The 26689-nt window shown below is 72.2% G+C and carries 26 protein-coding genes and 7 tRNA genes; 11 read left to right on the forward strand and 22 right to left on the reverse strand.

Translation table 11 applies throughout. The features are described 5' to 3' along the window. Window positions 1–39: 39 nt before the first annotated feature. On the reverse strand, window positions 40–1269 hold the full coding sequence (locus tag QQS16_RS10055; protein WP_286061282.1) for a hypothetical protein: 1230 nt from the start codon (window positions 1267–1269) through the stop codon (window positions 40–42). Continuing rightward, entirely contained in the window at window positions 1266–1832 is a 567-nt protein-coding gene (locus tag QQS16_RS10060; RefSeq protein WP_286061283.1) for a DUF4365 domain-containing protein, read from the reverse strand. The genes QQS16_RS10055 and QQS16_RS10060 overlap by 4 nt, the downstream gene beginning before the upstream one ends. Before the next feature lie 192 nt (window positions 1833–2024). Here QQS16_RS10060 and QQS16_RS10065 point away from each other — a divergent pair, with 192 nt between their 5' ends. Beyond that, window positions 2025–2753 carry a 3'-5' exonuclease gene (locus tag QQS16_RS10065; protein WP_286061284.1) on the forward strand — a complete coding sequence of 243 codons (729 nt, stop codon included), beginning with the start codon at window positions 2025–2027 and terminating at the stop codon, window positions 2751–2753. Between the two features lie 80 nt (window positions 2754–2833). On the opposite strand, the gene QQS16_RS10070 is transcribed toward QQS16_RS10065, so the two are convergent. Beyond that, window positions 2834–2905: transfer RNA gene (locus QQS16_RS10070), tRNA-Val, on the reverse strand. Window positions 2906–2944: 39 nt separating this feature from the next. Next, on the reverse strand, window positions 2945–3391 hold the full coding sequence (locus QQS16_RS10075; protein WP_286061285.1) for an SRPBCC family protein: 447 nt from the start codon (window positions 3389–3391) through the stop codon (window positions 2945–2947). Window positions 3392–3490: 99 nt separating this feature from the next. On the opposite strand from QQS16_RS10075, the gene QQS16_RS10080 reads away from it, so the two are divergent. Continuing rightward, the gene (locus QQS16_RS10080) at window positions 3491–5884 is read left to right on the forward strand and encodes an SCO7613 C-terminal domain-containing membrane protein (protein WP_286061286.1); all 2394 of its coding nucleotides are present in this window, start codon (window positions 3491–3493) and stop codon (window positions 5882–5884) included. A gap of 7 nt (window positions 5885–5891) precedes the next feature. On the opposite strand, the gene QQS16_RS10085 is transcribed toward QQS16_RS10080, so the two are convergent. The 7 genes from QQS16_RS10085 to QQS16_RS10115 all read right to left on the reverse strand — a co-directional run bounded on the left by QQS16_RS10085 (window position 5892) and on the right by QQS16_RS10115 (window position 13415). Further along, entirely contained in the window at window positions 5892–8627 is a 2736-nt protein-coding gene (locus tag QQS16_RS10085; RefSeq protein WP_286061287.1) for an exo-rhamnogalacturonan lyase family protein, read from the reverse strand. Between the two features lie 106 nt (window positions 8628–8733). After that, a complete protein-coding gene (locus tag QQS16_RS10090) occupies window positions 8734–9333 on the reverse strand; it encodes a hypothetical protein (RefSeq protein ID WP_286061288.1) in 600 nt (199 codons plus the stop codon). 10 nt (window positions 9334–9343) lie between these two features. After that, window positions 9344–10219 carry a carbohydrate ABC transporter permease gene (locus QQS16_RS10095; RefSeq protein WP_286061289.1) on the reverse strand — a complete coding sequence of 292 codons (876 nt, stop codon included), beginning with the start codon at window positions 10217–10219 and terminating at the stop codon, window positions 9344–9346. Next, the gene (locus tag QQS16_RS10100; protein WP_286061290.1) at window positions 10216–11172 is read right to left on the reverse strand and encodes a carbohydrate ABC transporter permease; all 957 of its coding nucleotides are present in this window, start codon (window positions 11170–11172) and stop codon (window positions 10216–10218) included. Before QQS16_RS10100 ends, QQS16_RS10095 begins: the two co-directional genes overlap by 4 nt. Window positions 11173–11186: 14 nt before the next feature. Beyond that, window positions 11187–12473, reverse strand: coding sequence for an extracellular solute-binding protein (locus QQS16_RS10105; protein WP_286061291.1), 1287 nt, complete (start codon window positions 12471–12473; stop codon window positions 11187–11189). Window positions 12474–12811: 338 nt separating this feature from the next. Then, window positions 12812–12883: transfer RNA gene (locus QQS16_RS10110), tRNA-Val, on the reverse strand. 79 nt (window positions 12884–12962) lie between these two features. Then, window positions 12963–13415, reverse strand: coding sequence for a TIGR02611 family protein (locus tag QQS16_RS10115; protein ID WP_286061292.1), 453 nt, complete (start codon window positions 13413–13415; stop codon window positions 12963–12965). A 191-nt stretch (window positions 13416–13606) separates the two neighbouring features. Here QQS16_RS10115 and QQS16_RS10120 point away from each other — a divergent pair, with 191 nt between their 5' ends. Together QQS16_RS10120 and QQS16_RS10125 are read left to right on the forward strand one after the other, a co-directional pair. Continuing rightward, on the forward strand, window positions 13607–14020 hold the full coding sequence (locus QQS16_RS10120) for an SsgA family sporulation/cell division regulator (protein WP_004002642.1): 414 nt from the start codon (window positions 13607–13609) through the stop codon (window positions 14018–14020). Between the two features lie 264 nt (window positions 14021–14284). Beyond that, a complete protein-coding gene (locus QQS16_RS10125; RefSeq protein ID WP_286061293.1) occupies window positions 14285–14845 on the forward strand; it encodes a CGNR zinc finger domain-containing protein in 561 nt (186 codons plus the stop codon). A gap of 83 nt (window positions 14846–14928) precedes the next feature. Here the strand turns inward: QQS16_RS10125 and QQS16_RS10130 are convergent, their stop codons facing one another. After that, complete coding sequence (locus QQS16_RS10130; RefSeq protein WP_004002639.1) at window positions 14929–15081, reverse strand: hypothetical protein; 153 nt, start codon at window positions 15079–15081, stop codon at window positions 14929–14931. A 177-nt stretch (window positions 15082–15258) separates the two neighbouring features. Further along, on the reverse strand, window positions 15259–15705 hold the full coding sequence (locus tag QQS16_RS10135) for a hypothetical protein (RefSeq protein WP_286061294.1): 447 nt from the start codon (window positions 15703–15705) through the stop codon (window positions 15259–15261). A gap of 216 nt (window positions 15706–15921) precedes the next feature. Between QQS16_RS10135 and QQS16_RS10140 the strand changes: the two genes are divergently transcribed. Next, complete coding sequence (locus tag QQS16_RS10140) at window positions 15922–16440, forward strand: DsbA family protein (protein WP_286061295.1); 519 nt, start codon at window positions 15922–15924, stop codon at window positions 16438–16440. Between the two features lie 3 nt (window positions 16441–16443). On the opposite strand, the gene QQS16_RS10145 is transcribed toward QQS16_RS10140, so the two are convergent. The 3 genes from QQS16_RS10145 to QQS16_RS10155 all read right to left on the reverse strand — a co-directional run bounded on the left by QQS16_RS10145 (window position 16444) and on the right by QQS16_RS10155 (window position 19279). Next, window positions 16444–17268, reverse strand: coding sequence for a GNAT family N-acetyltransferase (locus tag QQS16_RS10145; RefSeq protein WP_286061296.1), 825 nt, complete (start codon window positions 17266–17268; stop codon window positions 16444–16446). Window positions 17269–17343: 75 nt separating this feature from the next. Further along, complete coding sequence (locus tag QQS16_RS10150; RefSeq protein WP_286061297.1) at window positions 17344–18165, reverse strand: aminotransferase class IV; 822 nt, start codon at window positions 18163–18165, stop codon at window positions 17344–17346. 34 nt (window positions 18166–18199) lie between these two features. Continuing rightward, complete coding sequence (locus QQS16_RS10155) at window positions 18200–19279, reverse strand: chorismate-binding protein (protein ID WP_286061298.1); 1080 nt, start codon at window positions 19277–19279, stop codon at window positions 18200–18202. A 178-nt stretch (window positions 19280–19457) separates the two neighbouring features. On the opposite strand from QQS16_RS10155, the gene QQS16_RS10160 reads away from it, so the two are divergent. The 5 genes from QQS16_RS10160 to QQS16_RS10180 all read left to right on the forward strand — a co-directional run bounded on the left by QQS16_RS10160 (window position 19458) and on the right by QQS16_RS10180 (window position 19951). Beyond that, a tRNA-Gly gene (locus tag QQS16_RS10160) sits at window positions 19458–19530 on the forward strand. Window positions 19531–19566: 36 nt separating this feature from the next. Then, window positions 19567–19640, forward strand: a tRNA-Cys gene (locus QQS16_RS10165). Between the two features lies 1 nt (window position 19641). Continuing rightward, window positions 19642–19713 (forward strand) — tRNA-Val (locus tag QQS16_RS10170). A 40-nt stretch (window positions 19714–19753) separates the two neighbouring features. Next, window positions 19754–19825: transfer RNA gene (locus tag QQS16_RS10175), tRNA-Val, on the forward strand. Between the two features lie 54 nt (window positions 19826–19879). Beyond that, window positions 19880–19951 (forward strand) — tRNA-Val (locus QQS16_RS10180). A gap of 48 nt (window positions 19952–19999) precedes the next feature. On the opposite strand, the gene QQS16_RS10185 is transcribed toward QQS16_RS10180, so the two are convergent. The 4 genes from QQS16_RS10185 to QQS16_RS10200 all read right to left on the reverse strand — a co-directional run bounded on the left by QQS16_RS10185 (window position 20000) and on the right by QQS16_RS10200 (window position 22799). Continuing rightward, window positions 20000–20302 (reverse strand): TFIIB-type zinc ribbon-containing protein, encoded by a 303-nt coding sequence (locus tag QQS16_RS10185; RefSeq protein ID WP_286061299.1) that lies wholly within the window; start codon window positions 20300–20302, stop codon window positions 20000–20002. A 116-nt stretch (window positions 20303–20418) separates the two neighbouring features. Further along, the gene (locus tag QQS16_RS10190) at window positions 20419–21345 is read right to left on the reverse strand and encodes an aminoglycoside phosphotransferase family protein (protein WP_286061300.1); all 927 of its coding nucleotides are present in this window, start codon (window positions 21343–21345) and stop codon (window positions 20419–20421) included. Window positions 21346–22131: 786 nt separating this feature from the next. Continuing rightward, a complete protein-coding gene (locus QQS16_RS10195; RefSeq protein WP_286061301.1) occupies window positions 22132–22326 on the reverse strand; it encodes a hypothetical protein in 195 nt (64 codons plus the stop codon). Between the two features lie 197 nt (window positions 22327–22523). Further along, window positions 22524–22799, reverse strand: a complete 276-nt coding sequence (locus QQS16_RS10200; protein WP_286061302.1) for a DUF8836 family protein — start codon at window positions 22797–22799, stop codon at window positions 22524–22526. 196 nt (window positions 22800–22995) lie between these two features. Here QQS16_RS10200 and QQS16_RS10205 point away from each other — a divergent pair, with 196 nt between their 5' ends. Next, the gene (locus tag QQS16_RS10205; RefSeq protein WP_286066277.1) at window positions 22996–24456 is read left to right on the forward strand and encodes a serine/threonine-protein kinase; all 1461 of its coding nucleotides are present in this window, start codon (window positions 22996–22998) and stop codon (window positions 24454–24456) included. Between the two features lie 88 nt (window positions 24457–24544). Here QQS16_RS10205 and QQS16_RS10210 read toward each other — a convergent pair whose 3' ends face one another. Continuing rightward, window positions 24545–25363 (reverse strand): TrmH family RNA methyltransferase, encoded by an 819-nt coding sequence (locus QQS16_RS10210; protein WP_286061303.1) that lies wholly within the window; start codon window positions 25361–25363, stop codon window positions 24545–24547. A gap of 64 nt (window positions 25364–25427) precedes the next feature. Continuing rightward, window positions 25428–26660, reverse strand: a complete 1233-nt coding sequence (gene cobA, locus QQS16_RS10215; protein ID WP_286061304.1) for a uroporphyrinogen-III C-methyltransferase — start codon at window positions 26658–26660, stop codon at window positions 25428–25430. Window positions 26661–26689: the final 29 nt, after the last annotated feature.

Here is a 26689-nt window from a genome sequence, read left to right on the forward strand (position 1 = left end):
AGAGGCGATCGTACCGACCCGGGCCCGCCCACCGCGAAATCAGTCCCCTCCGCAGGCCTCCTCGAAGAAGGCCGTGATCTCGGCGGTCTCCTGCAGCGACTTCATCAGCCGGTCCCGCTCCGCCTCGTCCACCTGGACCGGTTCGACCCCGGAGGCGTCCGTCAGCCGCCGGAACCCGCCCCGGCTCTCCAGCCGCCCGAGCACCCGCACCGGCAGCCCGACGAGGTGCGCGTGCCCGGCGATCCGGTACGCCTCCTCGTCCAGTGTCAGCCGGATGTGCGGGACCTCGGCGCCCGCGATCACGCGCAGCCGTACCGTCCCCTCCCCGCGCGGCCCCGACCGGCGCAGCCGGACCACCGTCCCGGTGAGACGCACCGGGACGGAGGGCTCCTCGCGCAGATAGCGGGCGCCGGCCGCGCGCAGCACGGGCAGGTCGCCCGGCGAGAACTCGACGGCCTCGGCGCGGGCCGCGCACCCCTCGGGGACACCGGCCGCCGGTGCCCACTCCACGGCGACGCGGGCCCCCTCCGTGCCGCGTACGAGGGCGATCAGCGCCTCGGTGAACTCGCGGCTGACGCCCGCCTCGACGGCGCCGTCGAAGGCGTCCATGCCGCCGGTGGCGCGCTGGTAGTCGATGGCCTCGCGGGCGGCGTACAGGGCCTGGTGCAGGCGCACGGCGAGCGGGCGGCCGGAGTCGACGGGCACGAACGCGGTGAGCCGGCGTCCCTCGGCCGCGGAGCCGACCAGCACGTTCGCCAGGGACGCGGCGGCGGTGCGGCGGTAGCGGGCGCCGTAGTAACCGGCACGCGCGCGCGTGGCGAGCGCTCCGGCGAGCAGCGTCTGCCGGGCGGCCGTGCGCAGTTGCTCCTCCACGGTCCAGGAGGCGGCGCCGGCCGGACCGGTCGGGACGTCGCGCCACCAGCGGATCTCGTCGCTGGGCACGGCGAGGGAGACCAGCACCTCGCGCGCGCAGGGCGCGCCGCTGCGGGACAGCGCGAGGAGGGCCTCGCCGAGCAGGTCGTCGCTGTCGGGGAAGGCCCGGCTCTCGGGCACCAGCAGGCTCAGGCCGCCGCCGGGGCCGGGCGGGGTCCAGCGGCCGTAGCGTCCGGCCGCTCCCCCGCGCCGCTGCCAGCCGTGCCGGCGCAGCAGGGCGCCGAGCACGGCGGGGTCCACCGCGGCGGGGTCGGGGGGACGGGTCCAGGTCGTGACGGGGTGGTCGACGGGATGCGGTCGCGCGGTCCGGGGGAGCTCGCCCGGGCGATGCGTCATGGTCTGCCTCCCGTGCCGACCCGCGTCATGATCTCGCAGAGCGCCCGGTCGTCGAAGATGCGCGAGGTCGGTACCCGCACGGTGGTGCGGTTCCGGCCGGTGACCGGGCGCCCGGCGAGGTTGACCCAGTAGCAGCAGTGCCTGAGGTCGAGCCGGTCGTGGCCGGCCCGCAGCCACTGGTCCCGCGACCGCGGGACGAGCATCACGACCAGGATCTTGTGCACCGAGACCGGGGTGCGGGCCAGCTTGCGCAGATGGTCGTTGTCGAGCGTAAAGGAGAAGGAGCGGCCAGGGGGGTTCGGCGGTATCTGGTACGTGCACTTGAGCTGCACCTTGATGGTCACCTCGTCGTCGACGGTGTGCCCGGGCGCGCTGTGACTGACGTGCCAGTCGATGCCGTTGTCCGGAAAGGGCTGGGACAGCGAGCATCCCGCGGCCGCCGCGACCGCGTGCAAGTAACCCACCTGCAGTGTCTCCATGCACGCGGTGGTGGCGAGTGTGCCGCGATGGGGGCCCGCGCGTTCGGGCAGCAGCCCGCCCCGCTCGGGCTGCGCTATCGCCATGACCAACAGCCTTCCCGGACAAGTGAGTAGCCCGCACCGGGGCCGAGTACGTTCCATTGCGGGCCGCTGAACTGCAAGGACCCGTATTCCTGTTGTGTCCTTCCGGCGTACGGCGCAAACAGCCCGGGTATCACCAAACGGGGCAGACGACGGGGCGTCACCTGCCGCGGGTGAAAAAGGGGTTGTGAAGATATGGCTTGCTGGTACGAAGGGCCCCTGGCCGCTTTCGACACGGAGACCACGGGTGTCGACGTCGAGACCGACCGGATCGTGTCGGCCGCCGTCGTCGTCCAGGACGCTCCGGGCACCCGGCCGCGGATGATCCGGTGGCTGGTGAACCCCGGGGTGCCGGTACCCGCCGGGGCGACGGAGGTGCACGGACTGACGGAGGAGCATCTGCGGCACAACGGCCGCTGGCCGGCTCCGGTGATCTACGAGATAGCGGAGGCGCTGGCCGAACAGGCGGTGGTGGGGCGGCCGTTGGTCGTGATGAACGCGCCGTTCGATCTGACGCTGCTGGACCGGGAGTTGCGCCGGCACCGTGCCTCGTCCCTGGACCGCTGGTTCGAGGCGTCACCCCTGCTGGTGCTCGACCCCCGGGTCCTGGACAAGCACCTGGACCGCTACCGCAAGGGCCGCCGCACCCTGGCCGACCTGTGCGCGCACTACGACGTCCCGCTGGAGGGCGCGCACGACGCGGGCGCCGACGCGCTCGCCGCACTGGAGGTGGTCCGGGCGGTGGGGCGCCGGTTCGCGGAGCGGCTGGAGCGGCTGAGCCCGGCCGAACTGCACACCCTCCAGGCGGTGTGGCACGCGGCGCAGGCGCGCGGCCTACAGGCGTGGTTCGCGCGCAGTGGCACGGAGGAGGCGGTGGACCCGGCGTGGCCCCTGCGTCCGGACCTGCCCGCGGCGGCCGCGTAGCGCGGCGCCACCGGCCGCCCGAGGCATCTGCCCGGACACGGAAGAGCCGGTCCGCGTGGTGCGGACCGGCTCTTTCCCGGTGGGCGATACTGGGTTCGAACCAGTGACCTCTTCGGTGTGAACGAAGCGCTCTCCCACTGAGCTAATCGCCCGGGAACGCACTGAACAATACAGGTCTCGGCGGCTTTCCTTCAAACCGTTGCCAGGTGGCCGACGAGACCGCGCCGACCCGACCGCATCATCAGCCAGTGGTTGGCGCGGAAGACGGGCCGTCCCGGGACGGCGAACCGCCTCAGCAGCGGCTTGCCGACGTCGACGACCTGCTCGTAGCGGGCCGTGCTGCCCTCCCCGTCCGGGGTGACCGTCCAGCGTGCCCAGCCGTCGATGTCACCTGACAGGGCGACCTCCAGCACCCCCGCCGCAGGATCGCGCCGCACCTCACGGGCGGTGAAGGTCAGGTCGTACGGAAGGAGGGAGCGGACGCGGACGACGCCGGTCGCGCCGTCGATCCGGTGCACCTCACGCACCTGGCGCCACCAGCGCGGATAGTCCTCGACCCGTTCCAGCGCGGGGTACACGGCGGAGGGCGGGGCGGGCAGGGACCACAGGCTGCGGAAGCGGTAATGGGTCCAGTCCATGTGCGGAGTCTGCCCCGCGCACCGGGAGCACACGTCTGAGTACGCCGCTGAGTACCCGCACTCATGCGGTACGGCGTGACGCGGACCACACTCGCCGGTATGACGCACATTCCGTCCCCGCCCGAGGAGTTGCGGCTCCTCGACGCCGAGCTGTGGCATCTGGACGCCCGCCGGTCCCAGTTGCTGGCCCGTCGCGCCTGGCTGATCGCCACCCTGCAAGCACCGCAGGCACCGCGGCCGCAGTCGGCGTCGGCACCCGTGGCCGGGCCCCGACCGGAGACCTCCGCGCCCAGTGTGCAGAACCTTCTCCTCCTGCTCGGCGGTGTCCTGCTCACCGTGGCGGCGATGGTGTTCACACTGGTCAGCTGGGGTGATCTGGGGATCGCCGGACGGGCCGTGGTGCTGGGCGCGGTCACGCTGGCCGCGCTCGCCGGGCCGGCGGTGCTGCTGAGGCGGGGGCTGCGTTCGACGGCCGAGTCGGTGGCGGGCCTCGCGCTCGCGCTGACGGTGCTCGACGCCTACGCCCTGCACGAGGCCGCGCTCGCGGGGACCGACGGCACGGGGTACGCGGCCCTCGCGGCGGCCGTGCTCGCCGGAGGGTGGACCGCGTACGGACTGCTGCCGGCCACGGCCGCCCTGCGCCTGCCCCTCCCCGCCGCCCTGGCGGCCGCCCAACTCCCGCTGCTGCTCTCGGCCCTGGCCGTCGACGCCGTGCCGTTCGGGATCACGACGGCGCTGCTGGTGACGGCCGGGCTCGACGCGGCGATGGCGCTCCGCCCGGTCACCCGGTCCGTGCGGGTCGTCGCAGCCGTCGGCGCGTACGGCCTGGGCGGCTGGGGCGTCCTGGCCGCCGGCTGGCTGTCCTGGACGGCCACCGGTCCCGGCGCCGCCGTGAAGGCGGCGGCGCTTCTCCTGCTCGCGACCGTCCTCGCGCTCGGCGCCGCCGGGCGGAGCCCGGGCGAGCGGCGGGCCGTCGGTCTCGCCGTCGCCTCGGGACTGTTCGCGGTCGGCACGGTCGCCGGTGCGGCGCGCCCCGCGCTGCCGGCGGTGTGGACGGTCCCGGCGCACCTGGCCTGCGGTATCGCCCTGCTGGCGGCGGTGCGGTCCGAACGGCTGCCGGACGCGGTGCGGCGCGGCCTGGCCGGGGCCTCCGGTGCCGTGCAGGCACTCGCCGTGCTGTGGACGCTGCCCGTCGTCGTGGTCACGCTGCTGGGACCGGTCGGCCAGGTGGCCCGGGCGTGGAGCGGCGCGCCGTCGGACGCGCGGGCCGCGGTGACGGCCGGCACCCCCTGGCCGCCGTACGCGGCGACGGCTCCCCTGATCCTGGCGGCCGTCGCGGCCGTCCTCATCACGGCCGTCCGCGACACGGCCTGGCGTCCGCGGGCCCTGACCGGCGCGCTCGGCCTGGCCTGGGCCGCGGTGCTCACCCTCGCGCCGATCCTCGAACTCCCCTACGTCGTCGGCCTGTCGGTGGCGGGAGCCACGACCGCCGGTGCCCTCGCGGTGGCGGCGTACGTCCTGCGGGCGATGCCCGAAGCCCGGTCCGCGCACCTCACGGCTCTCGTCCTTTCGCTGGTCACCTCGCTCGGCCTCGCCTTCCTCTCCCTCGGCACGCAGACCGCGACCCTGACCGTGCTCGCCGCCCTGACGGCGCTCTTCGCGACCGCCTCCCGGCAGCCACGCCTCGCCCCGGTCACGGCCCCGGCCGCCCTCGGGTACGCCGCCGCGCTCGCCTGCGCGACCGGTGCCGCCGCGAACTGGCCCCCCGCGCACACCGCCCTGCTCGTCCTCGCGGTGGCCGCGGTCGCGGCGCTGCTCGCGGCGTGGCTCGGCGAGTCGACGGCGACGGTGCCGGTCGAGGCGGCGGGCGCCACCGCCGGCCTGCTCGCGGTGACCCTCGCCCTCACCGACCCGCCGCTGCTGGCCCTGGTCCTGGCCCTGTGCGCGGTGCTCACCGCCGGTACTGCGCTCCGCACGGACCGCCGCCCGCTCGGCTACGCGGCCACCGCCCTCTTCGTGCTGGCGACCTGGGTCCGCCTGGGCTCCTGGGACGTCGTCACGCCCGAGGCGTACACGCTCCCCGTGACCGTCCCGGCGCTGCTCGTCGGCGTCCTGCGCCGGCGCCGCGATCCGCGGGCGTCCTCCTGGACGGCGTACGGTCCCGGACTCGCGGCCACTCTCGTGCCCAGCCTCGCGGCGGCCTGGAGCGACGCGGACGTGACGCGTCCCCTGCTGCTCGGGGCGGCGGCCCTGCTGGTCACCCTGCTGGGCGCCCGGCACCACCTCCGAGCGCCGCTGGTGCTCGGCGGCTCGGTGCTCGTCCTGGTCGCGCTGCACGAGCTCGCCCCGTATCTCGTGCAGGTGACCGGCCTGCTCCCCCGCTGGGTGCCCCCCGCCCTCGCCGGACTGCTGCTGCTCGCGCTCGGGGCGACGTACGAGCAGCGCATCCGTGACGTCCGGCGGGTGCGGGAGGTCCTGGGGAGGATGGACTAGCCCCCGGCTAGGGCATCTTGTCGCCCAGCAGCGCCAGGTTCTCGATGGCGGCGAGGCCGTACAGCGAGGTGTCGTTCGTGGACACCCAGGTGGCCTCGCTGCCCGGCACCAGCGCGGCCGGGCCGCTCAGCTTCTCCGTCCTCCAGGGGGCCGACTCCTTGTAGCCGTCGGAGTTGTAGAACTTGTCCCACGCCCGCTTGGCGAGCTTCTCGTCGCCGGTCTGCACGGCCGCGTACGCGTCGAGACGCGAGTGGCCCTGGAACAGCAGCAGGCTGCCGAAGTTGGAGCCGTAACGCGCGGCCTGTTCCGCCTTGGTGGCGTTGAAGTAGCGGCAGTAGTCGAAGTAGGCCTCGTTGAACTTCGGCATGTCGACGAGGTCGATGAGTTCGGCGCACAGCTCGTTGAGGCCGAAGACGGCGGACAGGTGCGAGACGCCCACCACCGGCTTGTCGGCGACGGCGAACCTGCCCGTGTCGAGGTCGTACAGGGCCGTGCCCTGCACGAAGCCGTTGGGCTGGGCGGCGATCGTCTCCATCGTCGACAGCACGCGCGCCTTGGCCTTCTCCCACTTGGGGCCCTTGCGCTCCCACTCCGTCAGCCAGGCCGACACCAGCCCGCTCCAGTCCGTGCCGAAGCCGATCGACAGGGCGTGCCGGTCGGGTGTGTACGGCTCGGTGCGGATCTTGCGGATCGGGTCGAGGACGAGGAAGGTCTCGTCGGAGTCGACGTTGGCGTGCATGAGGTCGCCGACCCGCTCGTCGGCGGTGAGGAAGTAGTAGTAGCGCCGGTAGGTGGTGTTGGCGATGCGCTGCTGCTTGGCGCTGTCGGCGTAGTGCTGCACGCCGTGCCGGGTGCCCAGCCCCGCCCACTGCCCCAGGTGGTACACGTCGACCTCACCGGTGTGCCGGGTCATCGCCTCGGCGAACCGGAAGATGTCCGCGCGCCCGGACCGCAGGTAGGCGAACCAGAGCCACAGGTCCGGCGACAGCTCCGAGTTGTCCCAGGCGTAGCCGCCGACGTCGTACCGCCACTGGTGCCGGACGGTGTCGTAGGTGTGCATGATGTCGCCGTAGTCCCAGAAGCCGTACCAACGGCGTTGCTCCACCTGGTCCTTGTAGTAGGTGAAGAGGAAGTCGAGGTGGTCCTCGATCTTCGCCTTGGCGGGCGTGGAGCGGTCCGGCTCGGAGTAGAGCCCCGGGCCGAAGACCCCGGCCTTGATGAGCTGCTTGGGCGGTGCGGCGAGCTGCGGCAGCACCCGTACGGCCTCGACCTGTTCGGCGAGCTGGTCGGCGCTCGGCGTCGACTCGTTGGCCCAGAAGAGGAGTTCGGAGGTGCGGGCGATGCCGTAGGGGGTGCCGAACCCGGGCTCGTAGTCCTCGTAGGTGATGTTGAGGCCTTCGAGCTGTTCGGCGAAGGTGTCCTGGCCCATGCCGTCGTGGTAGAAGCGCAGGTCCATGGGTTGCGCCTCGGGCGACCAGAGCCAGAGGGTCACCTCGGCCTCGTCGGTCTGGGCGTCGCGGATGTCGAGCTGGGCGGGGAACTTCTCCCAGAAGTCGCGCAGGCCGAAGGAGAGTCCGCCGCTCGCGCCGCCGACGTAGCCGAAGCCGGAGGCCCGCTTGCCGCCGCCGGCACCGATCCAGCCGTGGCCCTTCTTGGTGCGCTTGCGCAGGGTGAAACCGTCGGCGGAGAGCTGGGAGAGGGTGTAGTCGCCCCACTCGGGGATGTACTGAAGGCGGGTGGTGACCCGCTGGTCCCAGGTGGCCGGGTCGGGCAGCTTCCTGCCCTCGTACTGGGCCGTCTGGACGGCCGCGCCCGGGTCGCGGCGCAGTCCCGTGATGCCCTTGACGGCCTCGCGCAGCAGACCGGTGCCGTCGCCGCCGATGCGGATGTGGCGGTCGTAGGACTGGTCGCGCATCGGCACGGTGAAGCGGACGCCGAGGCCGCGGATGAAGTCGCCGCTCGCCTTGCCGGGCTCCTGCTTCCCGTCGAACGTGATGGTGTGCACCATGCGGAAGGAGTCGGCGCCCGCGTAGAAGTACAGCCGGATGGAGAAGGGCAGCCAGCTGCGGCTGCCCTTGCGGTGCTTGCCGTCGATGCGGACGACCGCGCGGACCGGGCCGTCCTGCTCGACCTCGACCTCCGCGATGGCCCCCTCGAAGCGCTCGGTCTTCACCGAGCCCTGGTCCTCGTCCTCGATCTCGGGCTGGCGGATCAGGACGAGCCGGCCGTTCCTGGCGATCTCCGTGGAGCCGCGGGTGACCGACTTGATCAGCGTGGCGCCGGACGTGCCGATCTTCGCGGTGATGACCCCGGTGGAGACGGTGATCGTGCCGCCGCTCCTGCCGACGGTGACCTTCTTGGCCGGGGCGGCGGCCTCACCGGTGGTCAGGGTGAGCTTGCCGGAGCCCGAACTCACGGCGTGGGCGGTCCACTTGAGAGAGCCGTCCGGCCAGTAGGCGATCGGCCACGACTGCACGGGCACGGCCTTGCCGTCCGCGTCCGTCACCGCGAACTTCTGGTCCGTCCGGTGGACGCCCTTGGGCCAGGGCACGCCGACCGTGGAGCCGGGGGCGGCGCCGAGGCCGCCGTCCTCCAGCCAGTCCAGGGTCACGGAGCCGTCGTCGGCGTCCGCGGCTCTCGGCGCGGCCTGCGCGTCCTTGGCTCCGAGCGCCCAGCTGAACTGTGCGGCGGCTCCGGCGACGGCGGCTGCCTTGAGGAGGGACCTGCGGGGAATGGGAGACATGAGAGCTTCAGCCTTTCCTTTCCGTGCGGGATGCGCGGGGTGGTCAGGGGCATGACAGGGAGAGGTGCGACGCCCGGGGCGCCGACCTGGTACGGGGGCACCGCCGTCAGCGGTGCCGGTGGCGCTCCTCCACGGCGACGGCCGCCGCCGCGACGGCACCCAGGACGGGGACCGCCAGCGGAGCGGCGAACAGGGCGGACAGGGCCACGACGGCCAGCCCGCAGACGACCAGGAAGGACCCGGCGGGATCGAGCACGGTACGGCGGCCGGCCTGCGCGAGCAGCACCCGCCAGACCGCGCCCGGTGTCCAGACGGCGGCCGCCCGCAGCAGGGCCACGGCGAGACCGATCAGCGCGAAGACGCCGACGGCCCCCACGAACGGCCCACCGGGAAGCCCGGCGCGCGCGGCCAGGACATCCACCCAGACCGCGGCGGCCACCGCCCAGCCGGCGAGCCCGACCACCCACCCGCCGCGCACGGCCGTACGGAAGTCCGCGACGAACTCCCGCCAGCCGCCGCCCCCGTGGGCGGTACGCCGCCGCAGATGCCGGGCGCCGGCGGCGAAGGCGGCAGGGTAGGTGACGACCCCGAGACAGGCCACGGCGATCCACACACCGGTGAGCAGACACTCGGCGAAGACCGCGAAGCGCTCGCCGAAGACGGCCCTCGTGCGCGGTGCGCGGGCTTTCACGCGTGCTTGCGCCATGGTGACCGCCTCAGCCCTTGAGTCCGGAGGTCGCCATACCGTCGATGAGGTAGCGCTGGAAGGTCATGAAGAAGGCGATGACCGGTACCAGTGCCACCAGCGACATCGCGATCATGCTCCCGTAGTTGGAGATGCCCTCCTGGTCGCGGAACATCATCAGGCCGAGCGAGACGGTGTACTTCTCGGGGGTGTTGAGGTAGATCAACGGCCCCATGAAGTCGTTCCAGGCGTTGATGAAGGTGAAGATCGCGCTGGTGATGAGCGCGGGCCGGCTCAGCGGCAGCACGATCGACCAGTAGGTGCGCAGATGCCCGCAGCCGTCCAGCTTGGCGGCCTCGTCCAGCTCCCTGGGGAGCCCGCGCATGAACTGCACCATCAGGAACACGAAGAACGCTTCCGTGGCCAGGAACTTGCCCGCGACGAGCGGCACCAGGGTGTCGGTGAGCTCGAGGTTGCGGAAGAGCACGTACTGCGGGATGAGCAGCACGTGGTACGGCAGCAGCAGCGTGCCGATCATCAGCGTGAAGAGCAGGTTCCGCCCGGCGAACCGGATCTTGGCGAAGGCGTACGCGGTCAGCGAGCTGGACAGCACGACACCGGCCACCGCGAGGACCGCGTACATCAGCGAGTTCCAGAAGAAACTGCTGATGGAGATGCCGGAGATGCCGTCGGCGAGCCCGGAGAAGTTCGCCCAGACCGGCTTGGTGGGCAGCAGGTCGAGGCTGGCGATGATGTCCTTGCTCGGCTTGAACGAGGCACCGAGCACCCAGATCACGGGATACAGGACGACCGCGAGGACGGCGAGCGCGCCCACGTGCCAGGCGATCGATCCGACGCGCCGCCGCTCGTTGGCGGTGTGCAGGGCGGGGCTGGTGGCACTGGTCACTTGGCGGCCTCCTCGTAGTGCACCCACTTCTTCTGCGACCAGAACAGGACCGCCGTGACGAGCGCCACCGCGATCACCAGCGTCCAGGCCATCGCGGAGGCGAAGCCCATCTGGGCCTCCTTGAAGCCCTTCTGGTACAGGTAGCAGGTGTAGACGAGCGTGGCGTCGGCGGGCCCGCACCGGGTGTCGGAGACGACGTAGGCGGAGCCGAACACCTGGAACGCGTGGATGGACTCCAGCAGCACGTTGAAGAACAGCACCGGGGAGATCATCGGCAGCGTGATGTTCCAGAACCGCCGCAGCGGACCGGCCCCGTCCACCTCGGCGGCCTCGTACAGCTCCTGCGGGACCTGCTTGAGGCCCGCCAGGAAGATGACCATCGGCGCGCCGAACTGCCAGATGCTCAGCGCCACCAGGGAGTAGAGGACGTAGTCCGGGTTGCCGATCCAGCCGCCCACGTCGAACCCGAAGATCTTCTGCGTACGGTCCACGACGGCGTCGTCCGAGAACAGCGCCCGCCACACGAAGCCGACGGAGACGCTGGCACCGATGAGCGAGGGCATGTAGAACGCGGCCCGGTACAGGCCCTGGCCGCGCCGCTTCTGCGCGAGCAGCAGCGCGACGCCGAGCGCGAGCAGCAGTTTCAGCGGTGTGGCCACGACGACGTACTTCAGCGTGACCTCGACCGACTTCTGCCAGCGCGGGTCCTGGAACATCGTCGTGAAGTTGTCCAGGCCCACCCACCGGGGTGGCGTGAACAGGTTGTAGCTGGTGAACGCGTAGTACAGGGACGCGATCATCGGCCCCGCCGTGAGCAGCAGGAACCCCGCGATCCACGGCGACATGAAGAGATAGCCGGCGAGGTTCTCGCGGCGTCGCCCGCGCCGCCCGGCGGCGGGAGCGGCGGGCCGCTTCCCCGCCGGGCGCACGGGCGCTTCCTTGACGAGCGTCATGGTGGTACGTCCCCTCAGCCCGCGAAGGCGGCCTTGGCCTCGCTGAACAGCGCCTTGGCGGCATCGGCCGGCTTGGTCTTGCCCTGGGCGACCTCGCCGCCGATGCGCAGGAACGCGGCCTCGATGACGTCGGCGCCGGACGGGTGCGGGGTGATCTTGCCGAGGACGCCGGCCTTGGCGACCTCCTCCTCGTACGCCTTGACACCCTTGTTGTTGGGGTCGGTGGGGGTGAACGCGTCGTACTGCTCGGTGGTGGCGAGGATGCCGCGGTCGTAGCCCATGATCTTGCCGGCCTCGGGGTCGTGCACCATGAAGTCGATGAACTGGGCGACTTCCTTGGGGTGCTTGGTCCCGGAGAAGGCGCTCAGCATCAGCGAACCGAGGTACTGGCCCGTGTCCTTGCCGTCCGTGGTGGGGATGGGCGCGAGCCCGTAGTCCGACTCGCCCTCGCCCTCGTAGCGGATGGAGAAGTTGTCCCAGGTGAACTCGGACGCCGCGAGGCCCGCCGAGAGCGCGGACTTGGGCTTGACCTGCTCGACCTTCTTCGGATCGGCGACCAGCCCGGACCGCACGCGCTTGTAGCCGTCCTCCCACCACTGGGTCAGGTCGTCCTCGGTGAAGCCGAGATCGCTGTCCGTGAAGAAGGCCTTGCCGTTCTGACGCAGGTACAGGTCGTAGAGGTACATGATGCTGAAGTAGCCGGTGTCACCGGCGATCTTCACCTTGTCCTGGATGGTCTGCAGCGCGTCGAAGTACTCGTCCCAGGTCCAGCCGAACTTCGCCTCGACGCCCGCCTTCTTGAAGGCCTTGAGGTCGATGACGAGCGCCATGGTGTTGGCGCCGACGGGTATGCCGATCTGCTTGCCGTCGACCTGACCGTTGGCCAGAACGCCGTTGCGGAAGCCCTCCAGGCTCAGATTCCCGGCGTCCGCCTGCGTCTTGAGATCCAGGAGAACACCGCGCTTGTCGTACTTGCGCAGGAAGCCGACCGCATTCTGGAAAACATCCGGCGGATTCCCGCCGGAGGCCTGGGTCTGGAACTTCTCCCAGAACGCCTCGTAGTCGGTGAATTCAGGCTTGATCTTGATCTTCGGGTACTTCTTCTCGAAGAGCGCGATCGTCTTCTTGATGGCGATGGTGCGCGGTTCGCCACCCCACCACGCGTAACGGAGTGTGACCGTTCCGTCTCCGGATCCGCTGTCCCCGCCGCAAGCGGCCGTCGCGCCCAGGCCGACCGCGGCCGCCGAGGCCCCGGCCACCCTCAGGATCGTACGCCTCTCAACATTCCTGCTGGTTCCCATGTGGGCCCCCTCCCCGCAGCGTCATTGCCGTCTGCATGAATCGTTTCAAGTAAGCGCTTGCTGGCACAAGCTACGAGGGGCCCCGGGGTGCGTCAATGATTCGGACAGGAATTTCTCCGGGACCGGGCAGGCGAGTTGACGGGCCGTCGGACCCGGCGCCCACCGGGAAGGGAGCGATGGCGCAGGTGAGGCGCCCGCGACCGACGGGCCGAACGGGAACCGGCCGCGGATCCCGGGCAGCGGTCGGCCGGAATTCGCCCCGTCTCCGGACCCGCCCCGCGGACCCGGAGACGACGACGGCCCGTCTGCTTGTTCGCAGACGGGCCGTCGTACCGGGGTGGGCGATACTGGGTTCGAACCAGTGACCTCTTCGGTGTGAACGAAGCGCTCTCCCACTGAGCTAATCGCCCGGACGCAGGAAGTACATTACCGCATGTCAGGGGGCGCGGGTGACGGGCGGCCGCCGGTCACCCGCACGCCCGTCGCGGCCTACTGGTCCTCGATCTTCCAGGGCATCACCAGGCCGAACTTCCACAGGTACACCCCGCCGATCACGGCCACGATCACCAGGCCGACCGAGGTCAGGATGATGTTGCGGCGCCGCACCCTGGGATCCAGGGCACGCTGGGCCGCCTCGGTGACCTTGCGCTTGGTCCAGCGCAGCACCAATTGGGCCCAGACGAACTCGGTCGCCCAGATCGCCATGCCGCCGAAGATCACCACCCAGCCCGGTCCGGGCAGCGGCAGCATGATGATGCCCAGGACCACGACCGCGAGCCCGATGATGAAGATCAACACCTGCCAGCTCAGGTGCAGCACCCGGCGGGCCTTGATGAATTCGGGCGCCTTCGAGCCGAGCCCCCGCTCGCTCCGCACCCCGTCGGTCTGCGTCTCGTCCGCCGCCACGGCAACCTCGCCCGGCTCGTCACTCCCCGTATTCATACGGCCAAACCCTACCGGACCGAAACCGGTCACCGAAATGGGCGTACCGTGCGAACACGCACTCGGCCGGAAGAGTTACGTAAAGGCACGCAAAACACTCAGAGGGGTTTACAACGGCACCGTAGGTGGCATGTCGATTTCGCCGACGTGCGAATCCCCGAGCGCACACTGAGCGAAAGGCCCTGGCGCTTATGAACACCACGGTCAGCTGCGAGCTGCACCTGCGCCTCGTTGTGTCGAGCGAGTCCTCCCTGCCTGTCCCCGCAGGCCTGCGGTACGACACGGCCGACCCCTACGCCGTGCACGCCACCTTCCACACCGGAGCCGAGGAAACCGTCGAGTGGGTGTTCGCCCGCGATCTCCTCGCGGAGGGCCTCCACCGGCCCACCGGAACCGGCGACGTCCGTGTCTGGCCGTCGCGCAGTCACGGTCAGGGCGTCGTCTGCATCGCCCTGAGCTCTCCGGAGGGGGAAGCCCTGCTCGAGGCCCCGGCGCGGGCCCTGGAATCCTTCCTGAAGCGCACTGACGCCGCCGTGCCACCCGGCACGGAACACCGGCACTTCGATCTCGATCAGGAGCTCTCGCACATCCTGGCGGAAAGCTAGGGGCGAGGCTGCACAGAGCCGCCCGGCGCCGTCCACTCGGGGAGACGGCTCGGGCCAGGACAACCGCATACGGAAGGCACCGGCGCCGTCGCCGCGGATCCTCGCGGGGCGGCGCCGGTGCGCGTGTCGCCCGGCCCCCGGATCCCGCTCCCCCGGGGGCGGGGCCGGGGCCGGGGCCGGGCGGATACTCACTCTCCGTACGAGCCGTTAACATCGGCCTGCATCGGCGGGCGTGCGCCCGACCCCCAGGCCAGGGAGCGAAACGTGCTGATCACCCACGACATCCGGTGCGCCCTCGACACCGTGGTCGACCTGGTGAACACCGCGCCGGAGGACGACACGACGCCGGACGGACTGCGGGACGTCGCCGCCCTGGCGGAGTTCGTGGAGAAGCACGAGATCAGCGATGTCGGCGTGCTCTCGGAGTTCGACCTCTCGGCGGTGCGCAGGATCCGCGGACGGTTCGCCGCGGTCTTCGCCGCGGCGGACGCCCGGACCGCCGCCGGACTGATCAACGAGCTGGTCGCCGGCGCGGGCACCACCCCTCGGCTCACGGACCACGACGGCTACGACTGGCATGTGCACTACTTCGCGCCCGGAGCCTCCGTCGCCGACCACCTGGCCGCCGACGGCGGCATGGCGCTGGCGTTCTTCGTGGTCGCCGGCGAGCAGGAGCGGCTGCGCCGCTGCGAGGCGCCCGACTGCCGGCGCGCCTTCGTGGACCTGTCCCGCAACCGCTCACGGCGGTACTGCGACAGCCGCACCTGCGGGAACCGGCTGCATGTGGCCGCGTACCGGGCGCGACGCAAGGAGGCGGCGGGCTGACACCGGGACGGCACACCGGCCGGGACGGCCCAGCGATGTCGACGCGGCCCCCGGCGGGTGGCGCCGGAGACCGCGGGTACGGCTCAGAGCAGCAGCAGATCGTGCAGCGCAGCCATGAGCAGCAGACACCCGATCACCGCAAGGAAGATCATCAGCGGTGGCTGGGAAAGGGCGAAGAGGCATCCGCGCGGCTCGTCCTGAGGTGGCGCGGCCTCGCTCTGTGTCGTGTCCAGCATCTCGCGGCGATGATGACGCAGTCGGGACCCCCGCCGCGATCAACACGCCCGTAATGCGCGGGAGTTCGCCATATTCCGTGATGTCCGCTTCCAGTCCTGATCACTTACGGACGCGCCTGGATCCCTCTGTGCCGTTTCGGTCCGCCCTCCGCGGTCATGGTCCGCCGCACACCGAGGTCAGATGCCGTGCTTCTTCAGGATGGCCTCGATGTCGCTGAAGTCGTCCGCGGCGGACTCCTTGCGCGGCCGGGCCGCGGGCTGGGCCGCCGGACGGGCGCCCTGCCCCAGGGAGGGCGCCGACGCCGCCGGGGCCACCGCCTCGCGCGACGCCGCCTTGGCGGCCGCCCTGCGTTCCTTCCGGGTACCGCCCCGGCGGCGCTCCACGGCCCGGGTGGTCGCGAACAGCAGCCAGGAGACGCCGAGCACGCCGAAGCCCGCCCAGGCCGCCGGACTGAACGCGGTGTCCGCCAGCCACTCCACGACACCGGTCATCACCAGGCCGATGGGGACGAGCGCGTACGCGGCGACGCGGGTGGCCGCGAGGAACCGCTTGCGGTACGCGGTGATCGCCGCGATGCCCAGGCCGGCCGCGGAGACGGCGGAACAGACGGTCTCGGCAATCATCCGGTCCTCCAGGCAGGGCTCGGTCGCGCACGGGGCGCTTCGTCCCTTCCATCCTGCACCCGCCGGACCCCGCCGGGCCATGGTCCGGCCCGACATCAGGGACATCTCCGGGTCGGCTCCTCCGCAGGTGCCGGTCCCGGCGCGGCCCCGAGGACTGCCCCGGAACCGGCCGAGGGCCGATTGGGCCGGGCCCGGCCGGGCTGGGAGACTGGGCGCATGAGCGACTCCTCCCCCGCCCGTCCCGCCGCCGTTCTCGACGTCTGGTGCGAACTCCAGTGCCCCGACTGCCGTGGCGCCCTGGACGACCTCCGGGCCCTGCGCGCCCGCTACGGCGACCGGCTGGAACTGCGCCTGCGGCACTTCCCGCTGGAGAAGCACAAGCACGCGTTCGCCGCCGCCCAGGCCGCCGAGGAGGCCGCGGAACAGGGGCAGGGATGGCCGTACGTCGAGGCGGTGCTCGGCCGGGTCGAGGAGCTGGACCGCGCGGGCGACGCCTTCCTCATCGAGGTCGCCCGCGAACTGGGCCTGGACGCCGAGGAGTTCGACACCGCGCTGATCGACGGCCGGCACATCCTGATCGTGGACGCCGACCAGGCCGAGGGCAAGGCGATCGGCGTGACCGGCACCCCCACTTATGTCATCGGCGGCGAGCGCCTCGACGGCGGCAGCAGCCAGGAAGGGCTGCGGGAGCGCGTCGAGGAGATCGTGGACCGGCTGCTCGCCGAGGGCGCGTGAGCCTCAGAGCAGCTCCTTGTACAGGTGGTGGGTGAGCGTCTCGTAGCCGAGCGACGCGTAGAGCCGCTCGGCCGGGGTGTTGCCCGCGAAGACGTTCAGCCGGATGCCCGTCCACCCGGCCGCGACGGCCTGCGCCTCGGCCAGCAGCATCAGCGTCCGGCCGTGCCCCCGGCCCCGGTGCTCCGCGTCCGCCTCGACGTCGTAGACGAAGCCCTGTCCGTCGCGGGCGCCCACCCACAGCGTGCCGACCCGGGTCCCTTCGTGCTCCAGGACGCTCAACGACATGCCGACGGTGGCCGGGCCGTCCGGGAGCAGCGTGGCGTGGTCCCGCTCGGCCTTGGCCCACGCCTCGGCCTCGGGCACGCCCCGCGCGATCCAGTCCTGCGCGTAGCCCGCCTTCTCGTGCTCCAGCCAGCCGTCGAACTCCGCCTCCGTCAAGGGCCGGCCGCGGCTCCCGGCGGGCAGTTCCGGCGGGACGCTGCCCAGTGCCTTGCCCATCAGACGGTTGCGGACGACGTACCCGAGGGCGGTGGCCGCTCTGAGCGCCGCCTCGGCCTCGGCGGGTATCGCCACCTCGATCCGCCGGCAGCCCCAGCCGCGCGCCACCTCCTCCGCGGCGAGCGCGGCCACCGTCCCCCGGCCGCGCCGACGGTCCGGCGCCTCGATACGCAGGTCCAGGATCCGGGCCACCTGATCTCCGAAGACGGGGGACGTGTCGAGGTGGATCGCGCCGACGGGACGGCTGTTCACACACACCTGGTAGCGGCGCGAACGCGTTCCGTCGGCCGCGCGCTGAAGCGGCTCGGTCGGCCGCAGAGTCGTGGTCATCAGGGGAGTTCTACCCGCCCCGGAGACCCGAGTCAGCCCGTTTTCCCGGGCTCCGGCGGATCTTCGGACGGCTCGTCACGGATCCTGGTCGTCCCCGGACCGCTCGTCGAAGATCCGCATGGCCTTGGCGGTCACCGGGCCCGGCGCACCCGGCAGCGCGCGGTCGTCGACCCGGTGGACGGCCTGGACGTCCCGCAGCGTGGAGGTCAGGAAGATCTCGTCGGCCCGTTCCAGCACGTCCAGCGGCAGGTCGGTCTCCCTGGCGCCGGTCCACTCGATGGTCAGGGCACGGGTGATGCCCGCCAGGCAGCCCGAGGAGAGCGGCGGAGTGTGCAGCTCACCGTCGAGGACGACGAAGACGTTCGACCCGGTGCCCTCGCACAGCCGCCCCACCGTGTTCCCGAACAGCGCCTCCGAGCCGCCCTGCCGGCGGGCCCGGGCCAGGGCGACGACGTTCTCCGCGTACGACGTCGTCTTCAGGCCGGTGAGCGCGCCGCGTTCGTTGCGGGTCCACGGGACGGTGATCACGGCCGTCGTGTCGGGGCGCCGGGCGGACTCGCCGAGGGCGACCAGGAGGGTCGGGCCGTGCTCGCCCCGGTCGGAGCCGAGGGGGCCGTGGCCGCCGGTGTAGGTGACGCGCAGCCGGCCGAGCGGCATCGGGTTGGCCTCCAGGACCGCGGCGCAGGCCCGGCGGACCTCGTCGAGGTCCGGGTCCGGCAGGCCGAGGCCGCGCGCGGAGCGGGTCAGCCGGTCGAGGTGGCGGGTGAGCGCGAACGGCTTCCCGCCGACCGCCTTCACCGTCTCGAAGACGCCGTCGCCCACGGTCAGCCCGTGGTCCAGGGCGGAGACACGAGCGGACTCCAGGTCCCGCAGTCCGCCGTCGAGCCAAAGTTTCACCGGTCTCCACCTCACACGTCCGGGGCGGGCCCTGTCATCGGCCGGGCACCCCGGAGTCGTCCCCCGGGCCGGCCGTCGGCCCCTCCCCACTCACCTCGTACTCCCCCGACGCTACCGCGAGCAGCCGGGACGCCTTGAGCTCGGTCTCCCGCCACTCCGCCTCGGGGTCGGAGCCCCAGGTGATCCCGGCACCGGTACCGAAGCGCAGACGGCCGGCCGGCCGGTCGAGCCAGAAGGTACGGATGCCCACCGCCAGCTCGCCGCTGCCCCGGTCGGCGTCCACCCACCCGATGCCACCGCAGTACGGACCTCTCGGTGCCGTCTCCAGTGCCTCGATGATCCGCAGCGCGCTCGACTTGGGCGCCCCGGTGACCGATCCGGGCGGGAACGCCGCGGCCAGCAGCTGGGGCCACCCGGCGTCCGCACGCAGCTCCCCGCGGACGGTCGACACGAGGTGGACCAGCCCCGGGTGCTTCTCCACGGCACACAGATCCGGCACGCTGACGCTTCCGGTGACGCAGACCCGGCCCAGGTCGTTGCGGACCAGGTCCACGATCATCACGTTCTCGGCGTAGTCCTTCTCCAGGAGGTCCGCCTCGGTGCGCCCGGTGCCCTTGATCGGCCCCGACTCGACGACCCTGCCGTCCCGACGCAGGAACAGCTCCGGGGAGGCGGTGGCGATCTCCACCCCGTGACCGGGAAGGCGAATCGTTCCGGCATACGGTGCCGGGTTGCCGCGCGCCAACAGCGCCGTCAGCGCGTCCACATCCGCCTCCGCCCCGACCGGCGCGGACAGGACCCGGCACAGGTTCGCCTGGTAGACCTCACCGGTCGCGATCCGCTCCCGGATCGACCGCACGCCGGCCGTGTACGCGGCACGGTCGAGCGACGACGTCCAGTCGCCGGCCGCCGGACCCCGCCACCGCCCCGGCACGGGGGCGGGCACCGGCTCCTCCCGTACGTCCCGGAACCGGGCGCACGTCACACCGCCCTCGAAGTCGGCGCACACCGCCCAGAAACCGCGGGAGTCGAGGGCGGCGGGATCGTCGGTGACATCGAGGAGCCCGGAGGCGATACGGTCACCGAAGCGGGCGAGAGGAGGCAGGTCGAGCACGCGGTCGAGTCTATGGCGGGTGTCCTGCGCGTGACCTGGCCGTGTCCCGCGGCGAACCCCGCGCACCTCCGTGAGCAGGGGCAGCGCAGCACGCTGCGCAAACGCGTTTTTGTACTGGCTCCGGAATCCGCTAGAGTTCAACACGTCGCCGGGCCGCGCAAGCGAACCGAAACGACAGGCGGACGTAGCTCAGTTGGTAGAGCGCAACCTTGCCAAGGTTGAGGTCGCGAGTTCGAACCTCGTCGTCCGCTCGTAGGAAGCAGGGGATCCCGGTCCCCTACACTCCTGGTGGAGTGGCCGAGAGGCGAGGCAACGGCCTGCAAAGCCGTCTACACGGGTTCAAATCCCGTCTCCACCTCCAAGGACGATTAGCTCAGCGGGAGAGCGCTTCCCTGACACGGAAGAGGTCACTGGTTCAATCCCAGTATCGTCCACCGAGGCCTTCGGGCCTCCGGAGCCGTGAGGCTTCGACCCGCGCGATTAGCTCAGCGGGAGAGCGCTTCCCTGACACGGAAGAGGTCACTGGTTCAATCCCAGTATCGCGCACGCAGTGCCCACGATCCGGTCCGTTCACCGACACGGAGAGATCATGGTTCCCGAGGACGATTAGCTCAGCGGGAGAGCGCTTCCCTGACACGGAAGAGGTCACTGGTTCAATCCCAGTATCGTCCACATACCGAAGCCCCCGGCCCTGCGGCCGGGGGCTTCTTCGTGCACCGGTCAGCTGGAGAACAGCATGCGGCCGAAGCCCTTGTTCCGGTGGTGGCCCTGGTGACCCTGGTGGCCGTAGTGACCGCCCTGCGGGGCGCCCCAGGCCGGGGCGTGAGCGCCGGGCGAGGCCGGGTACTGCGGCGCGGCCGGGGGCGGCGGGACCGCGGGCTGGGCCCACTGGGACTCCAGCCGGGTCAGCGACTCCAGCTCGCCGTAGTCGAGAAAGATGCCGCGGCAGCCACTGCACTGCTCGATCTGGACGCCGTTGCGGTTGTACGTGTGCATCGGAGCATGGCACTTCGGACACTGCATGGTCGGTTCAACTCCTCGCCGGTAGGTCCTGCTTGGTGCTTCGCCAGGACAGACTCCGTCCGGCTTCGGTCGGTTGCACCCTACTTCGCGAAGCCCCGCTCCCACTGCGGCGGGGCTCAACCCATGCGGTCACAGGCGTCGACGAGCGCCTGCTCCACCTCGTCCAGCGGACGGTCCGCCGCGACCGCCTTGGCGATCGAGCGGGCGGCGGTCTGCACGGTGAGCGCGCGGGCGGGGACGTCCAGGGCAGGCCAGGGGTCGCCGTCCGCGGGGACGGCGGGGCCGCCCGCCGTGCGGTAGGCGGCCAGGAAACGGGCCCAGTCGCCGGGCGGGAGCAGACCGCACGCGTACCAGGCGGCCGGGCGGGCGAGGTCCCAGGCCGGGACGCCGAGGCCGAGATCGTCCACGTCGATGAGCAGCCACGGACCGTCCGGGGCCGGGTGGCGGACGAGCTGCCCGAGATGGAGATCGCCGTGGCAGAGGCTCGTGGCGTCCGGCATGGGGGCCTCGGCGCGGGCCCAGGCGGGGAGGGCGGACCAGGCGCGCAGGACGGGAGGCGCGGCGGGATGCGGCCCGGCGGCACGGAGGCGGGCGACGGCGAGGGCTGCCTTCGCCGGGCCGCGCATGGGCGGCAGCGCGGTCGGGGCAGGGCTGCGGTGGAGGTGGGCGAGGAGGGTGGCGGCGTCCTCCCAGGGGGCCGCGTCCGGATCCTCCGGGTCCACGGGGGTGCCGTACGGCCAGAAGGTGACAAGTCTGCCGTGCAGGTCGGCGGGCGTCGGGCTGAGCGGGGGAAGGAGCACGCGGGGCAGGTGGGCGGCGGCGGCGAGCCTGACGGTCAGGTCGGTGCCGGTCGTGTCCGGGGCGTGGGCCTTGGCGACGGTGTGGGCGTGACGGACGACGGTGGCGTCGGGGCGGTCGGCGAGGGTGGTGGTTGCCTGGTCCGTCGCTCCCCCTGCTGCTCCGCAGGGGCAGGCCGTCGTTGCCGAGTGGGCCCTGACCCGGGTTCGGATCGTGAGCTCGGTGAGGAGGGGGGTGGTGGTCACGGGGCTCCTGGAGCGGGCGGGGTGCTGGTCGGCCGTCACTGGGGACTCGGCCCCCGGACCCCCGCATTCTCGCCCACCCGACCACCCGTCTCGCTCGTCACAGGAAGCCGGCCTCTTCTGGGGGCTGCCGCCCCCAGACCCCCGCATCGGCCCTGAAGGGGCCTCGTCCTCAAACGCCGGACGGGCTGAATTCCCCCGGACCGGCACCAAGACGCGGCCCCCGCAGACCCCGGACGGTCTGAGATCGCCTCGACCGGCGCTACAGGGGGACCCCGTACTCAGCGAGCCCACGCACCACCGCACCCACACCTGTCGGGAGCGGACGCATCAGGAGGACCCTGAACCAGCACCACCAGGGGGCCGCACCCGCGTACGGCGAGAAGCGGACGCGTCAAGGGGGTCAAGGAGGTCAAGGAGGTCCTGAACCAGCACCACCAAGGGGCCGCACCCGCGTACGGCGAGAAGGGGACGGGTCGGGGGTGTCCGCCCGCAGCGGTTGTCGCGTCAACGCAGGGCACCTCGGCGAACACCCCATTCCGCGACGTTCCGAGGACGGACACCCCCGACCCGTCCCCGCCCCCCACACCCAACCGAACGCGCTACGCGCACCCCCCACCCACCCCCACAGGCCGCCGCAGGCATCACACCCGCCCCACGGCACAGCAATGCCGGCGCAGCTCCCCAGCTGCGCCGGCATTTTTTGCCGTCCGCCGCACCCCCGTCCCCACGGGGTTTCATGGGTGGATGTCCCCGCCCGGACCGCTCTTCCGGGCCTGGGGTCGCCGCTCAGCGCCCCAGCATCACGCCCACGGACGACGCCTGTGTCGCCACTGTCTCCCAGCCGTCGAAGACGAGGAGGAGCAGCGCCGCCAGAGGAAGGGCCATGATCGTCGCCACCAGGGGGTGGCGGCGGCCGGTACGGCGGGAGCGCGTGGTGCGTCCCTGCGTGCGGAGCAGTGTCCGCGGTGCCGTGTAGGCCATGGTCCCTCTCCTGACCGTCTCAGTTGTCGTTGGCAGCGGCGGGTGTCTGACCTCGGGGGACGAGTGCTGCACCCGCCGCTTGACCTCAAATCTAGGTGTCCGGCGCCCCTCGGGCGTCATGCCCTCGTACCTATTGCCGGGCCTCCCGGAGGATGAGCCGTGACCTGCGGAGTACTCCCCTGGGTGGAGACAGGGACCTAGGCCTCAGGGTCTTCCCGGAGGAGGCGCCCGGTGTGCCCCGATGTTTCCGAGCTGTCCTCGCGCGGGATCGGCTGCTCGACCAGTGCCAGCACCCGGTTCGCCATGAAACGGGCCGTCCGGACGACCGAGCCGTTCCGGGTGACTTCGCTCACTTCCACCACTCCTCGGCGTACCGCTGTCTCCACCCGGCGGCCCGCCCTGCTCGCCACCACCTCGTACGTGCGTGTCGTGTCCCCGGCGTCCACGACTATTTCCACTCGATCACCCTTCACGGGTCCAATCCCCCTTCTGCGACGGTCGGTTGGGACCGCCCGCGGGCCGAAGTCGGCCTGCTCCCACAGCCCCTGACCACTCTTCAAGTGTCCCACCCGGCACTGACAATCCGTCGGGCCGAGAGGGCGCGGCCTCTGCGCGCGGCGGGCCGTGGAAACGTAAGCTGTGGCACGTCACACGGACCGGGCAGCGGGGATGAACATGGCGATGATGCGCCTGAGGCGCGAGGACCCGCGCGTCGTCGGCTCGTTCAGGCTTCACAGACGGCTCGGAGCGGGCGGGATGGGCGTCGTCTATCTCGGATCCGACCGCAAGGGTCAGCGGGTCGCGCTCAAGGTGATCCGGCCGGATCTGGCGGAGGACCAGGAGTTCCGCTCGCGGTTCGCGCGGGAGGTCTCGGCGGCGCGGCGGATCCGGGGCGGCTGTACGGCCCGGCTGGTCGCCGCCGATCTCGACGCGGAACGGCCGTGGTTCGCCACCCAGTACGTTCCCGGGCCCTCCCTGCACGACAAGGTCGCCGACGAGGGGCCGCTGGGCGCGGCCGAGGTGGCCGCGGTCGGTGCCGCCCTGTCGGAGGGGCTCGTCGCCGTGCACGAGGCCGGTGTCGTGCACCGGGACCTGAAGCCGTCCAACATCCTGCTGTCCCCCAAGGGGCCGCGGATCATCGACTTCGGCATCGCCTGGGCCACCGGCGCCTCGACGCTCACCCACGTCGGTACGGCGGTCGGCTCACCCGGCTTCCTCGCCCCGGAGCAGGTGCGCGGCGCCGCCGTCACCCCGGCCACGGACGTGTTCTCGCTCGGGGCGACCCTGGCGTACGCGTCGATGGGCGACTCCCCCTTCGGACACGGGAGTTCCGAGGTGATGCTGTACCGCGTGGTGCACGAGGAGGCGCAGCTGCACGGGGTGCCGGACGCGCTGGCCCCCCTGGTGCGGGCGTGTCTGGCGAAGAACCCCGAGGAACGGCCCAGCACGCTTCAGCTGTCGCTGCGCCTGAAGGAGATCGCGGCCCGGGAGACGCAGGGGCACGCGGATCTGCGTCCGCCCGCACCGCGTGGCGGGGAGGCGGACCGGCCCACCGGGCGGATCGCCGACACCTATCCGGAGCGGGCGGCGCAACGGCGTCCGCAGGGGCCGTCGGGGGGCCAGGGGGCACAGGGCACGCCCGCACCGCGCGGTGGACCCGCCTCGCGCGGTTCCGGCCCGGTGCGGGGCGGGGGTGTCCCGTCGCGTGGCGCGGCCCCGTCGCGGGAGGGCAGCGGTACGCGCGGCAACGGTGGGCCGTCGTCGCGGTCCGGGACGCGGCCCACTCCGGCCTCCCGCAACACGACCCGTTCCGGCGGCGGGAGCCGTCCGGGGACGCGCGGTGGAACAGGACGTCCGACGTCCAGGAACACGGGGACCGGGCGCCGGCCGGCGAATCCGCGGCTGCTGCGCCAGCGGTTGTTCGTGTTCGTCGTGGTCACGCTGCTCGTGGCGCTCGGTATCGCGGCGGCGCAGGGCTGCCAGGGGCCCTCACAGGGCCTCGGGGGCGACCGGGGTGTCGTACCGGAGCAGCGGCAGGGACAGGTGCACGCGCCGACGGGCCACGTACCGCTGGACAAGGGGCAGTTGATGTCCGAGCGGTACGCGTCGACGTTCCACCGGGGCGGATAGGGCAGCCCCGTGGCGGTGGGGCGGGTCGACCCGCCGGTGCGGCGCCCCGCTCACTGGGGTGGGCCGAGCGGCGCGCCCCCAGGCGTTCTCACGGGGACGGGCGGCCCGTGGCCACCGCGTAGAAGGCGACCGCGGCCGCCGCGCCCACGTTGAGGGAGTCGACGCCGTGGGCCATCGGGATGCGGACCCATTCGTCGGCCGCGACCAGGGCCTGCGTGGACAGGCCGTCGCCCTCCGCGCCGAGCATCAGGGCCACCCGGTCCATCTTGTGCGGAGCGGCTTCGTCGAGCGTCCTGGCCTTGGCGTCCGGGGTGAGGGCGAGCAGGGTGAAGCCCGCCTCGCGGACCGAGTCCAGGCTCTTGGGCCAGGTGTCCAGGCGGGCGTACGGCACGGAGAAGACCGCGCCCATGGAGACCTTGACGCTGCGGCGGTAGAGCGGGTCGGCGCAGTCCGGGGAGAGCAGGACCGCGTCCATTCCGAGGGCGGCGGCCGAGCGGAAGATCGCGCCGATGTTGGTGTGGTCGTTGACCGACTCCATGACGACGACCCGGCGGGCGGTCTGCAGGAGCTCGGCCGCCGTGGGCAGCGGCTTGCGCTGCATCGAGGCGAGCGCGCCGCGGTGCACGTGGTAGCCGGTGACCTGCTCGGCGAGGGCGGGGCTGACCGCGTACACCGGGGCCGGGAGCTCGTCGATGACGTCCCGCATGACGTCGACCCACTTCGCCGACAGCAGCATCGAACGCATCTCGTATCCGGCTTCCTTGGCCCGCCGGATGACCTTCTCGCCCTCGGCGATGAACAGGCCCTCGGCCGGCTCGCGCTTGCGGCGCAGTTCGACGTCGGTCAGGCCCGTGTAGTCGCTCAGGCGCGGGTCGTCGGGATCCTCGACGGTGATGAGATCGGCCACAGGGTGATACTGCCTTGTCCTGGGTGCGGTGCCAACGGCTGGGGACGGGTTGTGTTACCCGGGGTTACGCGGTGGTCCGCGGGCCCACGGTGACGACCTCGCCCACGACGATGACGGCCGGCGGCTTCACGTCCTCGGTCCGTACGACGTCGGCGACGGTGGCGAGCGTGGCGTCGACCCGGCGCTGTGCGGCCGTCGTGCCCTCCTGGACGAGGGCGACCGGGGTCTCCGGGGACTTGCCGTGGGCCACCAGCGTCCCGGCGATCTTGCCGATCTTGTCGACGCCCATGAGGATCACGAGGGTGCCGGTCAGCCGGGCGAGGGCCGGCCAGTCGACCAGGGAGCGCTCGTCGTCCGGCGCGACATGGCCGCTGACCACCGTGAACTCGTGGGCCACGCCACGGTGGGTGACCGGGATGCCGGCCGCGCCCGGGACGGAGATCGAGCTGGAGATGCCGGGGACGACGGTGCAGGGGATGCCGGCCTCGGCGAGCGCCTGGAGCTCCTCCATGCCGCGCCCGAAGACGTACGGGTCGCCGCCCTTCAGCCGTACGACCGACTTGCCCTGCTTGGCGTGTTCGATCAGGGCGTTGTTGATGGCCTCCTGGGCCATGAAGCGGCCGTACGGGATCTTCGCCGCGTCGATCACCTCGACGTGCGGCGGGAGTTCGGCCAGGAGGTCGCGGGGGCCCAGGCGGTCGGCGATGACGACGTCCGCCTCGGCGAGCAGGCGGCGCCCGCGGACGGTGATCAGGTCCGGATCGCCGGGGCCGCCGCCGACCAGGGCGACGCCGGTGGTGCGGGTGCGGTGGTGGGGGGCGACCAGGGTGCCGTCGCGCAGGCCCTCGACGACCGCGTCGCGGATGGCGGCGGTGTGGCGGGGGTCGCGTCCGCGCGCGTTCGTGGTGAGGACGGCCACCGTCACGCCCTCGCTGGTGCCGGTGGCCGGGGTCCAGGCCGTCGCCGCGTCGGCGTCGTCGGAGCGGACGCACCACACACGGTGCGCCTCCGCCTCCGCGGAGGCGCGGGCGTTGGCGTCCGGGTCGCTGGTGGCGATCAGGGCGTACCAGGCGTCGGCCAGGTCCCCTTCGGCGTACGCGCGCCTGGTCCAGGTGATCTCGCCCGCGTCCGCCATCGCCTCGACCGAGGGGGTCGCTCCGGGGGACACCAGGTGGACGTCGGCACCTGCCGCGATCAGGGCCGGGAGGCGGCGCTGCGCGACCTGACCGCCGCCGAGGACGACGACCCTGCGGCCGGTGAGGCGGAGGCCTACGGGGTAGGCGGGGTGTTCGGCCATGAGGTGCGGCTCCTCGTACGGGCGTGGCT

The sequence above is a fragment of the Streptomyces sp. ALI-76-A genome, from assembly GCF_030287445.1.
Classification (GTDB): domain Bacteria; phylum Actinomycetota; class Actinomycetes; order Streptomycetales; family Streptomycetaceae; genus Streptomyces.

What these genes read in the sequence shown, in the direction of transcription:
- QQS16_RS10090 (WP_286061288.1), bottom strand. Translation starts at nt 9,333, where the DNA reads ATGGCGCAAGCACGCGTGAAAGCCCGCGCACCGCGCACGAGGGCCGTC.
- QQS16_RS10205 (WP_286066277.1), top strand. Translation starts at nt 22,996, where the DNA reads ATGAACATGGCGATGATGCGCCTGAGGCGCGAGGACCCGCGCGTCGTC.
- QQS16_RS10105 (WP_286061291.1), bottom strand. Translation starts at nt 12,473, where the DNA reads ATGGGAACCAGCAGGAATGTTGAGAGGCGTACGATCCTGAGGGTGGCC.
- QQS16_RS10115 (WP_286061292.1), bottom strand. Translation starts at nt 13,415, where the DNA reads ATGAATACGGGGAGTGACGAGCCGGGCGAGGTTGCCGTGGCGGCGGAC.
- QQS16_RS10185 (WP_286061299.1), bottom strand. Translation starts at nt 20,302, where the DNA reads ATGCAGTGTCCGAAGTGCCATGCTCCGATGCACACGTACAACCGCAAC.
- QQS16_RS10145 (WP_286061296.1), bottom strand. Translation starts at nt 17,268, where the DNA reads ATGACCACGACTCTGCGGCCGACCGAGCCGCTTCAGCGCGCGGCCGAC.
- QQS16_RS10065 (WP_286061284.1), top strand. Translation starts at nt 2,025, where the DNA reads ATGGCTTGCTGGTACGAAGGGCCCCTGGCCGCTTTCGACACGGAGACC.
- QQS16_RS10080 (WP_286061286.1), top strand. Translation starts at nt 3,491, where the DNA reads ATGACGCACATTCCGTCCCCGCCCGAGGAGTTGCGGCTCCTCGACGCC.
- QQS16_RS10060 (WP_286061283.1), bottom strand. Translation starts at nt 1,832, where the DNA reads ATGGCGATAGCGCAGCCCGAGCGGGGCGGGCTGCTGCCCGAACGCGCG.
- QQS16_RS10100 (WP_286061290.1), bottom strand. Translation starts at nt 11,172, where the DNA reads ATGACGCTCGTCAAGGAAGCGCCCGTGCGCCCGGCGGGGAAGCGGCCC.
- QQS16_RS10195 (WP_286061301.1), bottom strand. Translation starts at nt 22,326, where the DNA reads ATGGCCTACACGGCACCGCGGACACTGCTCCGCACGCAGGGACGCACC.
- QQS16_RS10075 (WP_286061285.1), bottom strand. Translation starts at nt 3,391, where the DNA reads ATGGACTGGACCCATTACCGCTTCCGCAGCCTGTGGTCCCTGCCCGCC.
- QQS16_RS10130 (WP_004002639.1), bottom strand. Translation starts at nt 15,081, where the DNA reads ATGCTGGACACGACACAGAGCGAGGCCGCGCCACCTCAGGACGAGCCG.
- cobA (WP_286061304.1), bottom strand. Translation starts at nt 26,660, where the DNA reads ATGGCCGAACACCCCGCCTACCCCGTAGGCCTCCGCCTCACCGGCCGC.
- QQS16_RS10055 (WP_286061282.1), bottom strand. Translation starts at nt 1,269, where the DNA reads ATGACGCATCGCCCGGGCGAGCTCCCCCGGACCGCGCGACCGCATCCC.
- QQS16_RS10140 (WP_286061295.1), top strand. Translation starts at nt 15,922, where the DNA reads ATGAGCGACTCCTCCCCCGCCCGTCCCGCCGCCGTTCTCGACGTCTGG.
- QQS16_RS10085 (WP_286061287.1), bottom strand. Translation starts at nt 8,627, where the DNA reads ATGTCTCCCATTCCCCGCAGGTCCCTCCTCAAGGCAGCCGCCGTCGCC.
- QQS16_RS10120 (WP_004002642.1), top strand. Translation starts at nt 13,607, where the DNA reads ATGAACACCACGGTCAGCTGCGAGCTGCACCTGCGCCTCGTTGTGTCG.
- QQS16_RS10135 (WP_286061294.1), bottom strand. Translation starts at nt 15,705, where the DNA reads ATGATTGCCGAGACCGTCTGTTCCGCCGTCTCCGCGGCCGGCCTGGGC.